The sequence below is a fragment of the Rickettsia rickettsii genome, from assembly GCF_001951015.1.
In the GTDB taxonomy this organism is placed as follows: domain Bacteria; phylum Pseudomonadota; class Alphaproteobacteria; order Rickettsiales; family Rickettsiaceae; genus Rickettsia; species Rickettsia rickettsii.
The window spans coordinates 1,121,652-1,139,576 of record NZ_CP018914.1; the positions used below are offsets into that span (position 1 = coordinate 1,121,652).

A 17,925-nucleotide genomic window follows, 5' to 3' on the forward strand; every position below is an offset into this window, starting at 1 on the left:
ACTATAAAAACAACGAGCATAAAGAATACTCAAAGTGTTAAAAAAATATTTACTATTTTTCTTATTTTCATTTTTCTCATTTAATGTATATGCATCTATTTGGGATGATATAGTCACTTGTCTTAGCGATCCATGTAATTGCGGTCAAAGTGAGAGAACGGAAATTTGGAATAAGGATGGAGGCATCAATGCAAAGCCAAGAGGACCTTTTAAACCAGGCACATTATGTCCTCCTTGGAATAAAAGCGACGGTCGCAATAATGATACTTGTTTATTAAAATTTGATTACCCAGGTATATTTATCGGTTTTTTACTCAATAGATGTGCAGAAGAAGCCCCTGATAGTAGTTACTTTACTCCAAAAATTCGTATTAGAATTCAAAGCTGTAATGCCATAGCTTGTTGGCACCAAAACTCTACTTTAAATTGGGATGGAGAATGTGTAGTATGGCCTACAGGTTACGGTATACCTCTAACTAGAGTCTGTGCTAGAGTTGCCGTACCGGATATGCCTCCACCTCCCGGGATCAATGCCCCACCTTCCCCTGCAGATCCAGGTTATACCGATGGAGTACATCTCAATAAAGTCGGTTATACAGAAACTGATAATAAGATAATCGGTATAGACGGAAAAATAATTACTTTAAAACCTCCTAAACTTTGTGCTTATAGCGATCCTGGACTTGTTAACCTTGTTTCAGATTCCGGTGTACATCTTGATCCGATGGACTGGAATCCTAACCGTCAACCTCTTCATCAAACTAACGAACTTAGCCCTATTGCAAAAGTATTAAAATTTTTAGTTGAAACGATAAAAGGAGTAAATTTACCAAGTTTATTAGGGCAGCTTCTTGGTATGATAGATCAAAATTCAGAATTTATAAAAGTACTTCAATCAATACTTAATGCAATAGGAGAGATTTTTAATTTTTTTCCTACTTTAATAATAAAAATTATTGAAGCACTTGGGTCATTAAACGGTTCTGTAGATAGCTATTCTTTTGGTTGTGTACAATTACCTTTAGGGCCTTTTCCACCACCATATTGTCCAAATTTAGATTATATTACCACTAATGCGAGTGCTCATAATGTATGTAGCATAAAAGATGCAAGCGGCCAGTTTGACCAATCTTCTACTAGTCCGGCTTGTGTAGTGCCATCTAATATTAATGTTAAAAACAATATTGTTAATAATACCATACGTGTTAGCTTTAGCAACCTTGTTCCGCTTTGCACGAGTTCTCGCTCTGACCTCAAAACTTGTGTAGAACCACGTAATATAGATTTTTCTTCAGCAAAAATTACTCATACTAATACGGCTTTTAAAGATTTAATTAAATCGTGTAAGAATACTTCAGGCAACACTCCATGTATTAATACAGAAATTTCTACGCCATGTAGTGTTACGGCTAACGGTTGTAATGAGGGGTTTAGAATAGTATATTCGCAGAAAATTGGAAATGTAGAAACACCCAGCGATTACTACATAAGCGATATACCGGACTGTCCAAGTTCTAATTCAACTACCTGTCAAAAAGTGTGGGGAGTTAATATCGGCGAATTTAAGGATGTAAGCGTAAAATTTCCTGAGGTACAAAAGCAAGATACAACTAGCTTAATGCCTATAAAGACAGATGTCATCTTAAAAGACAACAACGGTAAAGATAGAAAGCTTTATGTCTCTATTAGTAATACCGAAGACGATAAGCAAAATCCTAATAATATTTGCTTATTTGAGTCCGATAATTTAATAGATTGTGTACCGCGAGTAAATCATTCTTACAGCTTAGCTGCTTATGAATGTGCAAAGCAATATGCCGGAATTACCTGTACTAATAATAGCAATCCCAACGATGCTTATTATAAACCACAATTCATTGCGTCAGTACAAGTAAGAGAAGGCGACAATATCATAGATGAAACAAGCACTCTTGTAACGCCGTTAGCATACGCCGGACCTCCACCTCCCAACCCCACTGACACAGAAAGCATAGTAATGCTTGCCGGTTATAAGTATAGTTCTTCCGTTGCGTTTATACCTAAAGATCCAAAGGAAGATAAATATATTGCTATGCCGTTTTCAGGAGAGAATGCTCTAAATCAGTTGACTATTCACGGTAAATATAAAGACGATAAAGCACCTTATGATAGTAATGGCAATCCTGACTCAAGTGCGGTATATTTAAAATATTTAGAATATATAAACGGTAAATATATCCAAGGTGGAACGCATGCCTGCTTGATGCCGAAAAATTTCCAACATTGTAACCCTATGCTGCGTCCTACTTTACCTGATGGATCACCTATGCCCGGTTACAATCATGACTCAACAAATTGTGTACTTGCTAAACTCCACAACAACGATACTATAAATTGTAAAGATTTTAAAAAAAAATATAACGTTAAATATCCAAATCTTGGCTTATGTAAAAAAGATATAGATCTAACGGGCTGTACTCTAGAAGAAACAGTGTCAGGTCCAGGAAGAGGTATTACAATTTATACTTGCAATATAAATAAGATTCCGAGTAAATGCTATACCAATAACGATAAGGCTAATACTCCAGTATGTGTTTTAAGTAGGGATTATACAGATAGAATCGAGCCGAAACCTAACATAGGACCAATATTAGTACCGGTAGATCCTTCAAAATATTATACAGTGACATATACAAAAGGAGATAACAATACTCCTCCTGAGCCGACATATAACGCTGAGACTGAGGATGTAAGAGATAAAACTTGGCAAGAGCTAAATCTTTGTGTTCCTATATTAGTACCTACTTGTGCTAAAATTCCTAGCACAGAGAAAGCTCCTTCCGGTAACAATCACGGTAATGCAGAATGGCCTGAAAGCGATATAGGAGAACTTGCAAAAGGCAAATGCCCGACGAATTGGAGACCTATTGATCCTAATAAACCTTTAGAACGCCATTGTTTATCATATTTTGATAGAAAGGTTGTCGAGTTTGAACCTTTAGGCCATAATGTCGGCTGTAGAAAATTTACAGGATTCCCCATAACAGTTGGTTATAACGACTTTCCATCAGACCAATTACTTGAGACCCCTTATAATCCGGTAACTAAAATAGGTGACTATATCTTCAACAAAAAACCGGTACCACATGGGAGCATTATGGCATTTCCAAAGGATGGAGCACTTATAGATGCAACAAATAAACCGGACAATACAATATTGCATACTGTAGAATTCAAAGTAACTTTAGATGCAATAATGGACGATATTGAGTATTTTGCAGTAAAAGATTTATGGTATAATGATTGCACATTAATATATGTCAACGGCACAAAGTTACTTAGCTTCCCTACTAACATTGATTCTCTAGATGAGAAAAGGTACTGTAACAATGGAAATAACCAAGATCAAACATTACAAGCTAAAAATTTACCGATTGATATAAAGCGTTATTTAAAACCAGGAGAAAATACTATAAGATTCCAGCTAAGAGTTATGTTTGAGGGAGGACTATATTTCCACATGCAATATAAAATGAAGAGATAAATAAATGAGTTGGATTATTTTTTATACGGTAATCGCTGCTTTACTGATTCTCGATTTGGGAATAATACAAAAAAAAAATACCATAATGAGCTTTAAAGAAAGCGTACTTTTTAGTCTTTTCTATATTGTAATAGCTTGTTTATTCGGTATCTATGTTTACTATAATACGGGGACAGATCATGCTCGTGAATATTATACTTGCTTGCTCATTGAGAAAGCTATGTCACTTGATAATATTTTTGTTATCTCTATTATTTTCCAATTTTTTAAAATTCCCTGGCAATATCAACATCGTGTTTTATTTTTCGGTATAATAGGCGTAATAATATTCAGAGCCGTAATGATTTACGGCGGTATTATTCTTATAAATAAATTTGCCTGGTTATTATATATTTTTGCCGTAATACTTATTGCTACAGGTATAAAAACTTTCTATGTATCAGATAAAACTTTTGATATACAGAATTCTTATATTTACAAGTCAATAATAAACAATCTAAATATTACCCCTAACCTTGAAGGGGATAAATTTGTTGTTAAACGTAATAACAAACTATATTGCACCCCCCTTTTTATATCTCTAGTACTGATAGAAGCAATAGATTTAGTCTTTGCTATAGATAGTATACCGGCAATATTCGCAATTACTAATGATGTTTATATAATTTATACTTCAAATATTTTTGCTATTTTAGGGCTTAGAGCGTTATTCTTTTGTTTAGCAGAAATTGTAGAACGTTTCAGTTATATAAAATATTCTTTGGCTTTAATTTTAATATTTATCAGCTTTAAAATATTTATTCATCATTATATAGCGATTCCGGAATATGTTGCGTTCACTGTGACTATTACTTTATTATTATTTGGTATAATTGCTTCCATAATTAGGAAAAATATGATTGACCATTAATAAAGGGGGTATATAATATTTTTTTATTTTTTAAGCAATTATAATGACTAAATTACTAAAATTATTTTTTATTACTATCATCATTTTTAATAACATTGCTTTCGCAAAAGAAACAGGGTTCTATATACGAGTAGAAGGCGGAATAATTGAACCGGTCGTTAGTAAATTCCGACATAAACACTCAAATACCGAAATAATTTTAAAAAAATCAAGTATGTATAGTGGAAAAATAGGCTATATAATATATCCACAGATAGCTATTGAATTCTCAGCAACTTATCAACCTAAATATAGTCTGCATTACGTATTACCTCAGCAAAATTTTAATGGTCTCACTATTCCTAAAACCCCAGGTAATACTACCATATTATCAAATATATATATGCTAAATCTTATTTATGATTTAGAAAAAATAAAAACTTTCACACCTTTTGTAATACTTGGAGGTGGAATAGCACAAGTAAAAGTTAAGCCTACCTCTTCTAGGTGGAGTGTTATAAATAGCGATTATTTTAAAGTAAGAAAAACTCATAAAAATTGTGTTGCTTGGCAAGCAGGTCTTGGAATTTCACAAGATGTAACTTCAAATTTAAGTATTGATGCAACTGCAAAATTACAAACGGCATATAGAGTAAGAATTAATTATGATACGCTTGATATGAAAACGGGGCAATTCGTGCCAACAAATCCTATCAAAAAAACTATAGCCGTTGGAGAATTTGGCATAGGATTTACTTATAGATTGCCATTTTAATAATTCTGTGAAATATTTATATGAAAGCTACAATGTCATCATCCCACGGGATGACACGAATAATTCAACTATATAAGGGAAAAATATGTCTCCAAAAGCTACTAACTCTTCTTCTACCCCTAACGGTCATGATAAGATGGCAAAAAAAACACATTCCGCACAATCCGTTGTTAACGGTGCGGTTTCAGATCATAACACTTATGATGAAATACCTTATGAAAGCTACCCATATGCTCTTACAAATCCTTATCACTTAAGTACACTTGCAACTCTTTTCGGTGTAAATGCTCCTGAAGTCGAGAATGCAAAAATATTGGAGCTTGGTTGTGCAGCAGGCGGTAATTTAATACCACATGCAGTTCTTTATCCAAAAGCTTATTTTGTTGGGGTTGATTTGTCTAAGGTACAAATTGACGAAGCAAATAAAAATGTTAAAGCGCTAGGATTAAAAAATATAGAGTTCCATCATTGTTCGATAACTGATATTAACGATTCTTTCGGTAAGTTTGATTATATAATTTGCCATGGTGTAATTTCTTGGGTACCAAAAACCGTTAGAGATAAAATTTTTGAAGTTTGTAATAAAAATCTTAGTCCAAACGGAATAGCATATATTAGCTATAATACCCTCCCTGGCTGGAATATGGTCCGTACTATTAGAGATATGATGATGTATCATTCTAGCTCATTTGCAAATGTACGGGATAAAATAGCTCAATCTAGATTGTTACTAGAATTTGTTAAGGATAGCTTAGAAAACTCTAAAACTCCTTATGCAGAAGCATTAAAAACCGAAGCAGGGCTACTTGCTAAACAAACCGATCATTATTTACGTCATGATCATCTAGAAGAAGAAAATGCTCAATTCTACTTCCATGAATTTATGAATGAAGCAAGAAAGCACAATTTACAATATTTAGCCGATTGTAATCTTTCGACTATGTATCTCGGTAATATGCCGCCGAAAGTAGTAGAGCAGTTAAAAGCGGTAAACGATATAGTTAGAACCGAACAATATATGGATTTCATTACGAATCGTCGTTTTAGAACCACTTTACTATGTCATAGTGATGTGAAAATTAATAGAAATATTAACAATGATGATATAACGAAATTTAATATAATCTTTAATATAGTGCCTGAAAAACCACTCAAAGAAGTAGATCTTAATAATGCTTCCGAAAATTTAAAATTCTTCTTAAACGGCAATCAAGACTCTAACTTAACAACTAGTTCGCCTTATATGAAAGCTATTTTATACACTTTCAGCGAAAATCTAAATAACCCGTTAAGCTTTGAGAAAATAACCACTGAAGCTAATAAAAAGCTACATAATACTAAATTAAACGAAATCAAAGCTGAGCTTTTAAATAATGCAATGAAGCTAGTACTACAAGGTTATATTAGTATTACAAATCAGAAGCATCGAAATAACCCTGAGCTTGATAAGCCTAAAACAACAAAAATGGTGATACATCAAGCAACCCATACACCTTCTATGTGGGTTACAAATTTAAAACATGAACCGATCGGCGTTAATTTCTTTGAGAAGTTTGCACTTAGATATATGGATGGTAAACATGATAAAAAAGCAATCATTGAGGCTGTACTTGGTCATGTAGAAAAAGGCGAGCTAACTTTAAGTAAAGAAGGTCAAAAAGTAGAAAACAAGGAAGAAATACGCAAAGAACTAGAAAGCTTATTTATTCCGATGATCAAGAAATTTTCTTCTAATGCTTTGTTGGTGTAGCCAATTTGCACTCTGTCATACCGTGGTCTTGCCACGGTATCCATGATACTAAACAAAAATTATTTATTGATTCTCCTACGCCAATGGCGTATAATTATTATGAGTAAAAAACTGATTTCAGTTGTTGAGCTTCCAGAGTTTCAAAAATTCGCTAAGAATAATTTAAATGAAAAAGAATGCTTTAAAATAATACATTACATTGCTGCTAATCCTGACCAAGGTGATATAATCAAAGGCACTGGAGGAGGTAGTAAGAAGAAAGTTATGATTTACTTTAAGTAGTAATAATAAAGGTAAAAGTGGCAGTATAAGAATAATTTATTTTTACTACAATGAAAATATGCCGGTATTTTTAATAACCGGTTTTATAAAAAGTAAGATGGAAAATATTAATCATAATAGTTGTAATGAATTAAAAAAACTAACTGAAGAATTGGAACATTATATGTCGGACACGGCAAAAATAAATAATAAAAATACTAATCAAACCGACAAAAGTATATTAATTGGAATGCAAGAGGCTGTTTTATACACTAAAGGAAAATTAAAAGCAAATAAACATGATATAAAATTATCTAATATAGACGTGCATGAAGCAAGAGATAAGTTAAAATTAACACAACAACAATTTGCTACAACATTTGGAGTGAGTGTTGCAACTTTAAGAAACTGGGAACAAGGCAGAAGATTACCTACCGGAGCTGCAAAATTACTTCTTAAGATTATTGAGAAAGAACCTAATGTTGTAAAACGAGTTTTACGAGGATAAAATAGAGATAAGACACAACCTATATAAACACCATGCCTATATTTTTTTATTTATTTGCAACATTAATAACTATCAGTAGCGTATGCGTTGTCTTAAGCAAAAATTCCGTATATTCGGTATTATGGTTAATTTTTGCATTTATCAACGGTGCAGGGCTTATGATTTTGCTTGGAGCAGAATTTTTAGCTATGATGCTGATAGTGATTTATGTTGGAGCTGTAGCATTATTATTCTTATCTGTGATAATGATGCTAGATATGCATTTTAATAAGACAATAACGCAGCTAAAAGCAAATCTAGCTTTAAGTATTTTTATAGCTTTGATTATGTTTGCCGATTTAGTAATAATTATTTTACTTGGTACTAAAAATATTAATTTCAACTCCAATGTATCGTTTACTATAACAAATAATATCTCAAATACTAAAGCAATAGGAAGCGTACTCTACACAGACTTTATGCTACCGTTTCAAATGGCGGGCCTTATATTATTTGTCGCTATGATTGCATGTATTACGTTAACACTAAAGAAGCGTGAGGGAGTAAAACGTCAAGATATATCAAAACAACTACGTCACAATAAAGAAAATACCGTATTAATGACAAAGCCTATTCTAAATAAAGGTGTTGAGAATATTAAATATGAATGAATATATTTCGCTTAATCATTATTTAATCTTAAGCAGCTTAGTTTTTACTATCGGAATGTTTGGATTATTTATGCATCGCAAAAATATTATCAATATATTAATGTCTATTGAGTTAATGCTGCTTGCAGTTAACATAAATTTTGTTGCATTTTCCGTATATATGCAAGAATTATCGGGACAAATTTTTAGTATTATAATCTTAACCGTAGCAGCTGCCGAAACCTCAATCGGGCTTGCAATATTACTAATATATTTCCGTAATAAAGGCTCCATTGAAATTACCGACATTAATCAGATGTGGGGATAATGATGTATCAAAATATTTGCATAATGATCATCATGTTACCGCTTGCATCTAGCATAATAAACGGGTTATTCGTAAGGGTAATAGACAAAAAATTAGCGCAAGTAATTGCAACCGGCTTTTTATCTTTATCTGCCTTATTCTCATTAATAATATTTTGCGATGCAGGCTTAGATGGGAATATAATCCATATTAAATTATTACCATGGATTGAGGTTGGAAATTTTAAAGTAAATTGGTCGATTTATATCGATCAGCTAACTAGCATAATGTTTATAGCCGTAACATGGGTGTCAAGCATCGTGCATATCTACTCGCTTGGCTATATGGCCGAAGATAAGGGGATTATACGCTTCTTGTCTTTTCTTTCTTTATTCACTTTTTTTATGTTAATGCTAGTATCTAGCGATAATTTCTTACAGTTATTTTTCGGTTGGGAGGGCGTCGGCATTTGCTCATATTTACTAATAGGTTTTTGGTATTCAAAAGAATCAGCTAATAAAGCAGCGATTAAAGCTTTTATAATAAATAGAGCCAGCGATTTTGCTTTTATCTTAGGCATAATGACGATTATTGTTTATTGTGGCTCAGCAAATTACAAAGATGTATTGTCATCTGCAGAATTATTATCTAATATAAAAATATTTTTACATTTTTCCATTCTAGACATTATTTGTTTATTATTATTCATCGGTTGTATGGGTAAATCTGCACAGATCGGTTTACATGTATGGCTTCCTGATGCGATGGAAGGACCGACTCCGGTATCTGCACTTATTCATGCAGCAACCATGGTAACGGCAGGAGTATTCTTAGTAGCACGCTGCTCGTATTTATTTGAATATAGCCCTTTAATTCTACAATTTATTACGATTATCGGCGGTGTTACTTGTCTTTTTGCTGCAAGCATTGCTATTATGCACAGCGATATCAAGAAGATTATTGCTTACTCAACTTGTAGTCAGCTTGGTTATATGTTCATGGCGTGCGGAGTATCTGCCTATAATAGCGGAATATTTCACTTAGTAACTCATGCCTTTTTTAAGGCCTTATTATTCTTATCAGCCGGCAGCGTAATACATGCCGTTCACGAGCAGGATATTTTTAAAATGGGTGATTTAAGAAATAAAATGCCGGTAACTTATGGCAACTTCTTAATCGGCTCACTTGCACTAATAGGGATTTATCCTTTGGCAGGATTTTACTCTAAAGACTCGATTTTAGAAGCGGCTTATAGTAGCGGCTCGTTTATGTTTATTTTTGGAATAGCAGCAGCAATACTTACCGCTATTTATTCAATGAAGATTATTATGTTGGTATTTCATGGCAAAACTAAGCTAGAAAAAGATGTTTTTGAGCATGCTCACGAACCGGCTAAAGTAATGAATAATCCACTTATATTACTTGTCGCCGGGAGCTTTTTTAGCGGTATGATCGGCTATTATTTACTTGCTATGGACAAACCAAACGGTTATTTCCATGCAAGCCTATTTAATTTACATATTTATAAATTACTAATTAGCCACCCGCCTTTATATATTAAGCTACTACCTATGGCAGTCGGTATAGTGGGGATTGTTACTGGGATTTACTTATATAAGTCAAGTACTGTTATGTCATTCCCGCAAACGCGGAAATCCAGTAAAAATATTAAAAACGCCTGGATCCTGCGGTCAAGCCGCGTGATGACACCCCTTGTATTAATTTCCAACATATTACGCAATAAATATTACTTCGATGAAATATATAATTGCTTAATTGTGAAACCTATTAACTGTTTAGCTTCTTTATTTTATCTTGGCGATCAGCAAATAATCGATCGTTTTGGACCAAACGGTTTTTCACGAGTCGTTAATTACTTTAGCGTTCTTACCGGCAAAATACAAACAGGATATGTTTTTAATTATGCTTTGTATATAGTATCATTTATTGTTGTAACAATTAGTTATTTTGTTTGGAAAAACATAATGTACTGATGTTATTTGCGTTAAAAACTAAAACCGTCATTGCGAGCGAACGTAAAGAGCGTGGCAATCTCATGAAATAATAACAAATTCCTGAGATTGCTTTGTCAATTACTTCGTAATTTGCTTCGCCATGACGGAAAAAAACTCATAAAATCTTAAAGAATGTTAGAATTACCTATTATATCTATCAGTATTTTTCTGCCGCTAATAAGCGTGCTATATATTTTGCTGTTTATTAGTCAAAGTAAAAAAGCAGATAAACCGATATATATAATGTATGTTGCAGTGCTTAGTTCTGTTTTAACATTCATCTCAACTATCTATATTTTAATAGAGTTTGACTCCTCAAACCCCGCTTATCAATTTGTTGAACGCTACGCTTGGCTTGATAAGATCGGGCTTGAATTCCATGTAGGCGTTGACGGTATATCAATATTTTTTGTGGTTCTAACTTCTTTTCTTACTCTTATTTGTATAATTGGAAGCTTATTTACCGTTAAAAAATATATTAAAGAATACTTGGTATGTTTTTTATTAATGGAATCTTTTTGTATAGGGGCATTTACCTCGGTAAATTTACTATTATTTTATCTGTTTTTTGAAGCAATATTAGTGCCGATGTACATTATTATCGGCGTATGGGGTGGCAAGAATAGAATATATGCGGCTCTTAAATTCTTCTTATACACGTTCTTTGGTTCTGTATTTTTCCTACTTTCATTAATTTATATTTATAGCAAAATGCATAGCTTTGATTTAACCTATCTCTTTCAGCTTACCGATAATATTCCATTATTTGCTCAGCAAATTTTATGGTGGGCTATCTTTATTGCTTTTGCCGTTAAAATCCCTATTATTCCTTTTCATACTTGGCTACCCGATACACACGTACAAGCTCCAACCAGCGGCTCGGTTATTCTTGCCGGTATTTTGCTAAAACTCGGCGGTTACGGTTTTTTAAGAGTATTACTACCTCTATGTCCAAGTGTATCACAAGAATTTGCAATTTACGTACTTTACCTTAGCGTTATTGCTATAATATATGCATCACTCGTTGCGCTTGCTCAAAAAGATATGAAGAAGATGATAGCATATTCATCTATTGCACATATGGGATATGTTACGATAGGTATTTTTAGCTTTACTAAAGCTGGAGTTAGCGGAGCAATATTTCAGATGCTTAGCCACGGTGTGATTTCTTCATGTCTATTCTTAATAGTCGGTACTTTGTACGAAAGATTACATACAAAAGAAATAGCTAAATATGGTGGTGTAGCAAGTAAAATGCCGGTGCTTGCCACCTTTTTTATGATTGCAATGCTCGGCTCTGTCGGGTTACCCGGAACTAGTGGATTTATTGGAGAATTTTTAAGCCTGCTTGGGATTTATAAGGTGAATGTAGTAGCAACCTTTATAGCAGCTCTCGGCATAATCTTCGGGGCGGTTTATATGCTGAAATTATACAAAGAAGTAATGCTCGGTGAAATTACCAATAAAGAAATTATGCATTTCAGAGATTTATATAAATACGAAATAATCTCAATAGCTCCTTTAATATTATTAATTATTTACTTTGGTCTAATGCCGAGTTCTATTTTAAATGTATTTAGCTTATCGGTGGAAAATTTGCTGGTAAAATTTTAATTGCTTACAAAAAATATAAATGCTACTCTAATTATAGAACTTAAAAGTGAGATTTATATGAAAAAATAGCAAAAGAAACTAAAAAAATAAACCATGAATTAAACAACGCAACTAAAAAACTAGGTCAAGAAACTAATAAGGTAACAGGCATAGATATAAGTCATGTGGTAAATCCTGATGCATCAGATCATAAAGAAGCTTGAAGAGATGCTCGTGAGAAACTTGGAATTGGTCATAATAATCAACAATATAATACAGAATTAACGGACTACATCAGAAGAGCATCATGAAAATTAAATTTATTAAAAAGCAACAGATGTCACACCGTAGTCAAGCTACGGTATGACAAGGACATGCTATCACTTCATCAATTACAATTTAAAAACTTATTTGATCTAAATATTACTTTTCTTCCTTCTTCTATAACATATATAAAAGGAGCTAACGGTTGTGGGAAAAGCTCGTTGCTACGAATGATAGCAGGAATTATGCAACCGAGTAGCGGTAATATCTACTATAGAAACTGTAATATTAACAATATAGCTAAACTTTACTGCACTTATATCGGTCATAATTTAGGTCTAAAATCAGAAATGACTGTTTTTGAGAATCTAAAATTTTGGTCAGAAATTTATAATTCCGCTGCAACCCTATATGCTGCTATTCATTACTTCAAATTACACGACTTATTAGATAAAAAATGCTATAGTTTGTCTAGCGGAATGCAGAAAATCGTAGCCATAGCAAGGCTTATTGCTTGCCAATCTGACTTATGGCTACTTGATGAAGTTGAAACTAACTTAAGCAAAGAAAATAGGGCTTTACTCAATAATCTAATTGTCATGAAAGCAAATAGCGGTGGTATTGTTCTTCTATCCTCTCATCTAGAAAGCTCTATAAAATCTGCACAGATATTACGGCTTGATTAATTATTATTGTTTTGCGTATTTTTATAAATCTCCCAATGTACAATAAAAAATATAAGGCTAACTATAATCCAAATTGAACAATTAATTATTATACTTACAGCATGTGTTTTAGTAACTTTATATATTATTCTTATAACTAATTCTCTTGTCTTCTAGCTCTTTTGGAGGCTTTTATAATTGTATAAATCTTTATCATATGATTTTAGCTTTAAATATTGCTCATTAGTACTATATATTTTATGAGTTTCTCTTATTCCAGTAGGAATATAGCTTTTTAGTTTTTATAATTAAGATGAATAAAAGTCAAAAAAAAGAAAAGCAATAATTAAATTACAAAGGTTTATGAAATCTCGAATGCAAGGTTCGAATTTTCATGATATATTTTTTTAATTTAACTTTTTTGAAATGACTATTAACAGAATCACAACAGCATAATATACGTATATATTCCGAATAAATGAAGAGTAATTAAACGAGTATATTACCTATACTCGTAATCTTTGTGTAGTTTACTAGCGAGTGCCTGTTCCCATCTATCACCATTTTGCAGTAATCTTTCCTTATCGTAAATAAGTGCGGTATGAGTTAGACTTGCAAACTCAAAATTAGGACCTTCAACTATTGCATCTACAGGGCAAGCTTCCTGACATAATCCGCAATAAATACATTTTGTCATATCTATATCATAACGAGTAGTACGCCTGCTGCCGTCTTCTCGTTCGTCCGCTTCAATTACTATCGCTTGTGCCGGACAAATCGCCTCACAGAGTTTGCACGCAATGCAGCGTTCTTCACCGTGTTCATAGCGACGCAGGGCATGTTCACCCTTAAATCTTGGACTAATAGGGCTTTTTTCATAAGGATAATTTATGGTAACTTTGGGCTTAAAGAAATACTTTAAAGTCAAAGCCATCCCCCTTACTATCTCATATAGAAAAAACGATTTTAAATAGTTTATCATAAAAATTATATATTAAAGATCGATGTATTTCTGCGGGGCATCACCCGCATGGATACCGAGTTGTCATTGCGAGCAGCCGTAGGCTGCGTGGCAATCTCGTCAAATATCCTGAGATTGCTGCGTCAATTACTTAGTAATTTCCTCGCACGGGTAAACCGATCAAGCAACAATTACAATAACACCTAAATACTCGGTAAATTATCTGTATAAACAAGCACACTTGATACTAACACTACCCAAAATAAAGTTAGAGGTAAAAATACTTTCCAGCCAAGTCGCATTAATTGATCATAGCGATATCTTGGTAAGGTCGCTCTAATCCATAAAAAACAAAACAATAAGAATCCGACCTTAAATACAAACCAAAAGAACCCCGGAATACAATCTAACCACGATATATTAAAGGGCGGCAAGTAACCTCCTAAAAAGAAAGTCGTAGTCATTGCACTAACTAATATCATATTAGCATATTCACCTAGAAAAAATAAAGCAAATCCCATAGAGGAATATTCAACATTATAGCCAGCAACTAACTCCGATTCTGCTTCAGGTAAATCAAAAGGTAATCTATTTGTTTCGGCAAGCACCGAGATAAAAAACACGACACCCATAGGTAGTAGCATTAAATCAATCCACCACGGTATTGTTCTTTGTGCTTCAATGATCTCACTTAAATTGAGAGTACCGGTAGTAAGTAGCACGGTAATAATAACCAGCCCCATCGACACTTCATAAGAAATCATTTGGGCAGAGGAACGTATAGCTCCTAAAAAAGCATATTTTGAGTTACTAGCCCAGCCAGCAATAATAATGCCGTAAACACTTAAAGAAGAAATAGCAAGAATATATAAAACACCTACATTAATATCTGCCAGAACTACGCCCTTTGCAAAGGGTATAACTGCCCAGCCGATTAAACTTAATATAAAAGTTATCATCGGTGCTAAAATAAATAATATTTTATCGGCATTGGTTGGAATGATCGGCTCTTTGAATAAGAGCTTAACCGCATCGGCAATAGGCTGAAGTAATCCAAACGGACCGACAACGTTAGGTCCTCGTCGAAGCTGCATTAATCCAATAACACGACGCTCTGCATATGTTAAATACGCAACGCACAATATTAAAGGGATAGTAATTGCAACTACCTTTAGAGCGATGATAATTAACGGAAAAATATATTCAAAAAAGAGTTCTAGCATGATTGTACTCTTATTATATCATTCCCGCAAAAGTGAAAATCCAGAAAATAATTTACAAAAAAAGAGCTGGATTCCCGCTTTTGCAGGAATGACATACGATGTGAGAATAGCATATTTTTCATCATGCCGCCTCCTCGTCTCTTGCTTCCTTAGCTTCAACGCACTTAGCCATAGTGACCGAATTTTTACTAATCACGTCAGTCATATAATAATTAATAGGTTCTGCAGTTATAGGCTCTTTTGATAACTTATCTTTAGAGCTAAACTTACTAAATTTATTTTCTATAATTCTATCAATACTAGCAAATACCTTATATTCTTTAGCAAGTCTTACTCTTACTTCTTGCAAATTATCCATTCCGATATCTATTTTTAGATAACCGGCAAGTTCTTTAATAATTTCTATATCTTCTTTAGCTACCCCTACAGGCGATACTGCTTTTTCTGCTATTTGCGGTCTACCTTCTAAATTTACGTAAATTCCGCTCTGCTCGGTATAAGCAGCCGCAGGTAAAATTACATCAGCACTGCTAGCACCTGCGTCCCCGTGATGTCCTTGATATATTATAAAGGTCGATTTCAGCTTATTAAATGGGATGGCGTCCGTTCCAAGTAAATAAGCGAGTTCCAACTCTTCGAGCTTAATAGGAGTATTAAAACCAATATCAAGACCGCCAACTATAGAAGCGTGATTATGCAATATATTAAAACCTTTCCAATCATCACGCATAATATTATATTCAGTCACTATCTTATGAATAAGCGACAATATAGCATATCCGTCATCTCTTGCATATACACCGTCACCTACTATAATCATCAGATATTTTGCTGCTTTTAAGACTTTCGTAAACTCATGAGTACCAATAGCTAGCCCCTCAATAATCTTAATATCACTTCCTAAATCCTGAATTTTATAGGTTTGGTTATGCCCCCCACCTATTCTTGCTACTTTTAGTGAGTCGGCACGTACTCGCATACCTATTCTACTATTTAATACTGGAGCTATTTGCCTTGGATTTGCTCCGATTAGCAAACATAAATCAGCCTTTTCTATCCCTGCAATAGTAGTATTAAATAAATAATTGCCTCGCTGCATGGTATCTAGTTTATAGTCAAACTGATTAACGCTGTAATTATTAGAGCCAAGCTTTTGTAATAATGTTTTTAACATAAACATTGATTCGACAGAAGAGAGAGAACCAGCAATAGCAGCAATCTTTTCTGGTTTTACGGATTTTATTTTATCCGCTACTGTCTTTAAAGCTTCACTCCAGCTAGCTTCTACTAACTTACCGTTTTTTCTGATATAAGGACGATCCAAGCGCTGATATTTTAAACCATCATAACTAAAACGATTCTTATCCGAAAGCCACTCTTCATTTATTTCTTCATTAACACGAGGTAATATCCTCATTACCTCATCGCCTCTACTATCAATACGAATATTAGAGCCTTCGGCATCATGCACTCCAATGCTAGCGGTATGTTTTAGCTCCCATTTACGAGCTTTAAAAGCATAAGGCTTAGAGTTCAAAGCACCGACGGGACAAATATCGATCATATTACCGGAAATTTCGGAATCTAAAGTTTGCTCTAAATATGAAGTTACTTCAATGTGTTCTCCACGGTGAATAGCGCCCATTTCCTCTATTCCCGCTATATCGCTTGCAAATCTAATACATCTTGTGCATTGTATGCATCTAGTCATCGCTGTTTTAATCAACGGTCCCATATATTTATCTTTAATAGATCTCTTATTTTCGTGGAATCTATTAGTACCTTTGCCATATCTGAAAGCCTGATCCTGTAAATTACACTCTCCGCCCTGATCACAAATAGGACAATCTAAAGGATGGTTAATCAGTAAAAACTCCATCACCCCTTCACGTGCTTTTTTTACCATCGGCGTATCGGTATGAATAACCATACCGTTACTTACCGGCATAGCACAAGAAGCTATAGGCTTTGGTGATTTTTCCATTTCAACCAAGCACATACGGCAATTACCAGCAATTTTTAGACGCTCATGATAACAAAAATGAGGGATTTCTTTTCCTGCTTGTTTACAGGCTTGATAAACGGTGCTACCTTCTGATACTTCTATTTCAGAACCGTCTATGTTCAGCTTTATCATTTTTATTTTATCCAATAAGTCATAGGGTTTGGGTATGCTTTGTCTTCTATCATATATTTAAAACCGATGGCAACACGAAGTATATACCAAACAGCGAGTATAACGTATAGTACTACTCCAATCATGATAAACGTAAATATAAAACATACAATCCACCCAAGAACCCCAAGGCAAAAAGTACGAAATAAAAACACGTAATGACTAATTGCAAAGTTATCGCCTTTATCTTTGTTAAGATATGCAAAAAATACCCCAATTAATGGCAATATCGGAGCTACGATCCCGCATAAATATAATATATATACTACAATTAAATTTTTCTTACCGCTCTCGGTATATTCTTTAAGATGCTTGTCCATATTTTTACCTCTTTATGTCGTTCCCATGTGGCGTTGTTGCATGGCTATCTGAATTGTCATTGCGAG

Annotated in this window: 15 protein-coding genes; 11 read left to right on the top strand and 4 right to left on the bottom strand. The window is 33.7% G+C overall.

Annotated features, from left to right (window positions below; genetic code table 11):
- Nucleotides 1–34: 34 nt before the first annotated feature.
- The 11 genes from BTU51_RS06850 (at nt 35) to ccmA (ending at nt 13,200) form a co-directional block, all read left to right on the top strand.
- Nucleotides 35–3,523, top strand: coding sequence for a hypothetical protein (locus tag BTU51_RS06850; RefSeq protein WP_012262599.1), 3,489 nt, complete (start codon nt 35–37; stop codon nt 3,521–3,523).
- Between the two features lie 4 nt (nt 3,524–3,527).
- Nucleotides 3,528–4,433 (top strand): TerC/Alx family metal homeostasis membrane protein, encoded by a 906-nt coding sequence (locus BTU51_RS06855; RefSeq protein WP_012151329.1) that lies wholly within the window; start codon nt 3,528–3,530, stop codon nt 4,431–4,433.
- Between the two features lie 43 nt (nt 4,434–4,476).
- Nucleotides 4,477–5,187, top strand: a complete 711-nt coding sequence (locus BTU51_RS06860) for an outer membrane protein (protein ID WP_012151330.1) — start codon at nt 4,477–4,479, stop codon at nt 5,185–5,187.
- An 85-nt stretch (nt 5,188–5,272) separates the two neighbouring features.
- Nucleotides 5,273–6,937 carry a methyltransferase regulatory domain-containing protein gene (locus BTU51_RS06865; RefSeq protein ID WP_012262600.1) on the top strand — a complete coding sequence of 555 codons (1,665 nt, stop codon included), beginning with the start codon at nt 5,273–5,275 and terminating at the stop codon, nt 6,935–6,937.
- A 99-nt stretch (nt 6,938–7,036) separates the two neighbouring features.
- The gene (locus tag BTU51_RS08915) at nt 7,037–7,219 is read left to right on the top strand and encodes a hypothetical protein (protein ID WP_233417779.1); all 183 of its coding nucleotides are present in this window, start codon (nt 7,037–7,039) and stop codon (nt 7,217–7,219) included.
- A gap of 58 nt (nt 7,220–7,277) precedes the next feature.
- Nucleotides 7,278–7,706: a helix-turn-helix domain-containing protein gene (locus BTU51_RS08920; protein WP_012151332.1), complete on the top strand. Its 429-nt coding sequence runs from the start codon at nt 7,278–7,280 to the stop codon at nt 7,704–7,706.
- Between the two features lie 32 nt (nt 7,707–7,738).
- On the top strand, nt 7,739–8,356 hold the full coding sequence (locus tag BTU51_RS06875; RefSeq protein ID WP_012262602.1) for an NADH-quinone oxidoreductase subunit J: 618 nt from the start codon (nt 7,739–7,741) through the stop codon (nt 8,354–8,356).
- Nucleotides 8,349–8,663 (top strand): NADH-quinone oxidoreductase subunit NuoK, encoded by a 315-nt coding sequence (nuoK, locus tag BTU51_RS06880; RefSeq protein ID WP_012151334.1) that lies wholly within the window; start codon nt 8,349–8,351, stop codon nt 8,661–8,663. Before BTU51_RS06875 ends, nuoK begins: the two co-directional genes overlap by 8 nt.
- Nucleotides 8,663–10,636 carry an NADH-quinone oxidoreductase subunit L gene (gene nuoL, locus BTU51_RS06885; protein WP_012151335.1) on the top strand — a complete coding sequence of 658 codons (1,974 nt, stop codon included), beginning with the start codon at nt 8,663–8,665 and terminating at the stop codon, nt 10,634–10,636. The genes nuoK and nuoL overlap by 1 nt, the downstream gene beginning before the upstream one ends.
- 153 nt (nt 10,637–10,789) lie before the next feature.
- Entirely contained in the window at nt 10,790–12,271 is a 1,482-nt protein-coding gene (locus tag BTU51_RS06890) for an NADH-quinone oxidoreductase subunit M (RefSeq protein ID WP_012151336.1), read from the top strand.
- Between the two features lie 353 nt (nt 12,272–12,624).
- Complete coding sequence (ccmA, locus tag BTU51_RS06895; RefSeq protein WP_012151337.1) at nt 12,625–13,200, top strand: heme ABC exporter ATP-binding protein CcmA; 576 nt, start codon at nt 12,625–12,627, stop codon at nt 13,198–13,200.
- 481 nt (nt 13,201–13,681) lie between these two features.
- Here ccmA and nuoI read toward each other — a convergent pair whose 3' ends face one another.
- The 4 genes from nuoI to BTU51_RS06915 form a co-directional block, all read right to left on the bottom strand.
- Complete coding sequence (gene nuoI, locus BTU51_RS06900; protein ID WP_012151338.1) at nt 13,682–14,161, bottom strand: NADH-quinone oxidoreductase subunit NuoI; 480 nt, start codon at nt 14,159–14,161, stop codon at nt 13,682–13,684.
- A 182-nt stretch (nt 14,162–14,343) separates the two neighbouring features.
- Complete coding sequence (gene nuoH / locus BTU51_RS06905) at nt 14,344–15,363, bottom strand: NADH-quinone oxidoreductase subunit NuoH (protein ID WP_012151339.1); 1,020 nt, start codon at nt 15,361–15,363, stop codon at nt 14,344–14,346.
- Nucleotides 15,364–15,484: 121 nt separating this feature from the next.
- Nucleotides 15,485–17,500 (bottom strand): NADH-quinone oxidoreductase subunit NuoG, encoded by a 2,016-nt coding sequence (gene nuoG / locus BTU51_RS06910; protein WP_014362424.1) that lies wholly within the window; start codon nt 17,498–17,500, stop codon nt 15,485–15,487.
- Between the two features lie 2 nt (nt 17,501–17,502).
- The gene (locus BTU51_RS06915; RefSeq protein WP_004997331.1) at nt 17,503–17,859 is read right to left on the bottom strand and encodes a DUF4870 family protein; all 357 of its coding nucleotides are present in this window, start codon (nt 17,857–17,859) and stop codon (nt 17,503–17,505) included.
- Nucleotides 17,860–17,925: the final 66 nt, after the last annotated feature.

What these genes read in the sequence shown, in the direction of transcription:
- BTU51_RS06855 (WP_012151329.1), top strand. Translation starts at nt 3,528, where the DNA reads ATGAGTTGGATTATTTTTTATACGGTAATCGCTGCTTTACTGATTCTC.
- BTU51_RS06860 (WP_012151330.1), top strand. Translation starts at nt 4,477, where the DNA reads ATGACTAAATTACTAAAATTATTTTTTATTACTATCATCATTTTTAAT.
- BTU51_RS06865 (WP_012262600.1), top strand. Translation starts at nt 5,273, where the DNA reads ATGTCTCCAAAAGCTACTAACTCTTCTTCTACCCCTAACGGTCATGAT.
- BTU51_RS08915 (WP_233417779.1), top strand. Translation starts at nt 7,037, where the DNA reads ATGAGTAAAAAACTGATTTCAGTTGTTGAGCTTCCAGAGTTTCAAAAA.
- BTU51_RS08920 (WP_012151332.1), top strand. Translation starts at nt 7,278, where the DNA reads ATGCCGGTATTTTTAATAACCGGTTTTATAAAAAGTAAGATGGAAAAT.
- BTU51_RS06875 (WP_012262602.1), top strand. Translation starts at nt 7,739, where the DNA reads ATGCCTATATTTTTTTATTTATTTGCAACATTAATAACTATCAGTAGC.
- nuoK (WP_012151334.1), top strand. Translation starts at nt 8,349, where the DNA reads ATGAATGAATATATTTCGCTTAATCATTATTTAATCTTAAGCAGCTTA.
- nuoL (WP_012151335.1), top strand. Translation starts at nt 8,663, where the DNA reads ATGATGTATCAAAATATTTGCATAATGATCATCATGTTACCGCTTGCA.
- BTU51_RS06890 (WP_012151336.1), top strand. Translation starts at nt 10,790, where the DNA reads ATGTTAGAATTACCTATTATATCTATCAGTATTTTTCTGCCGCTAATA.
- ccmA (WP_012151337.1), top strand. Translation starts at nt 12,625, where the DNA reads ATGCTATCACTTCATCAATTACAATTTAAAAACTTATTTGATCTAAAT.
- nuoI (WP_012151338.1), bottom strand. Translation starts at nt 14,161, where the DNA reads ATGATAAACTATTTAAAATCGTTTTTTCTATATGAGATAGTAAGGGGG.
- nuoH (WP_012151339.1), bottom strand. Translation starts at nt 15,363, where the DNA reads ATGCTAGAACTCTTTTTTGAATATATTTTTCCGTTAATTATCATCGCT.
- nuoG (WP_014362424.1), bottom strand. Translation starts at nt 17,500, where the DNA reads ATGATAAAGCTGAACATAGACGGTTCTGAAATAGAAGTATCAGAAGGT.
- BTU51_RS06915 (WP_004997331.1), bottom strand. Translation starts at nt 17,859, where the DNA reads ATGGACAAGCATCTTAAAGAATATACCGAGAGCGGTAAGAAAAATTTA.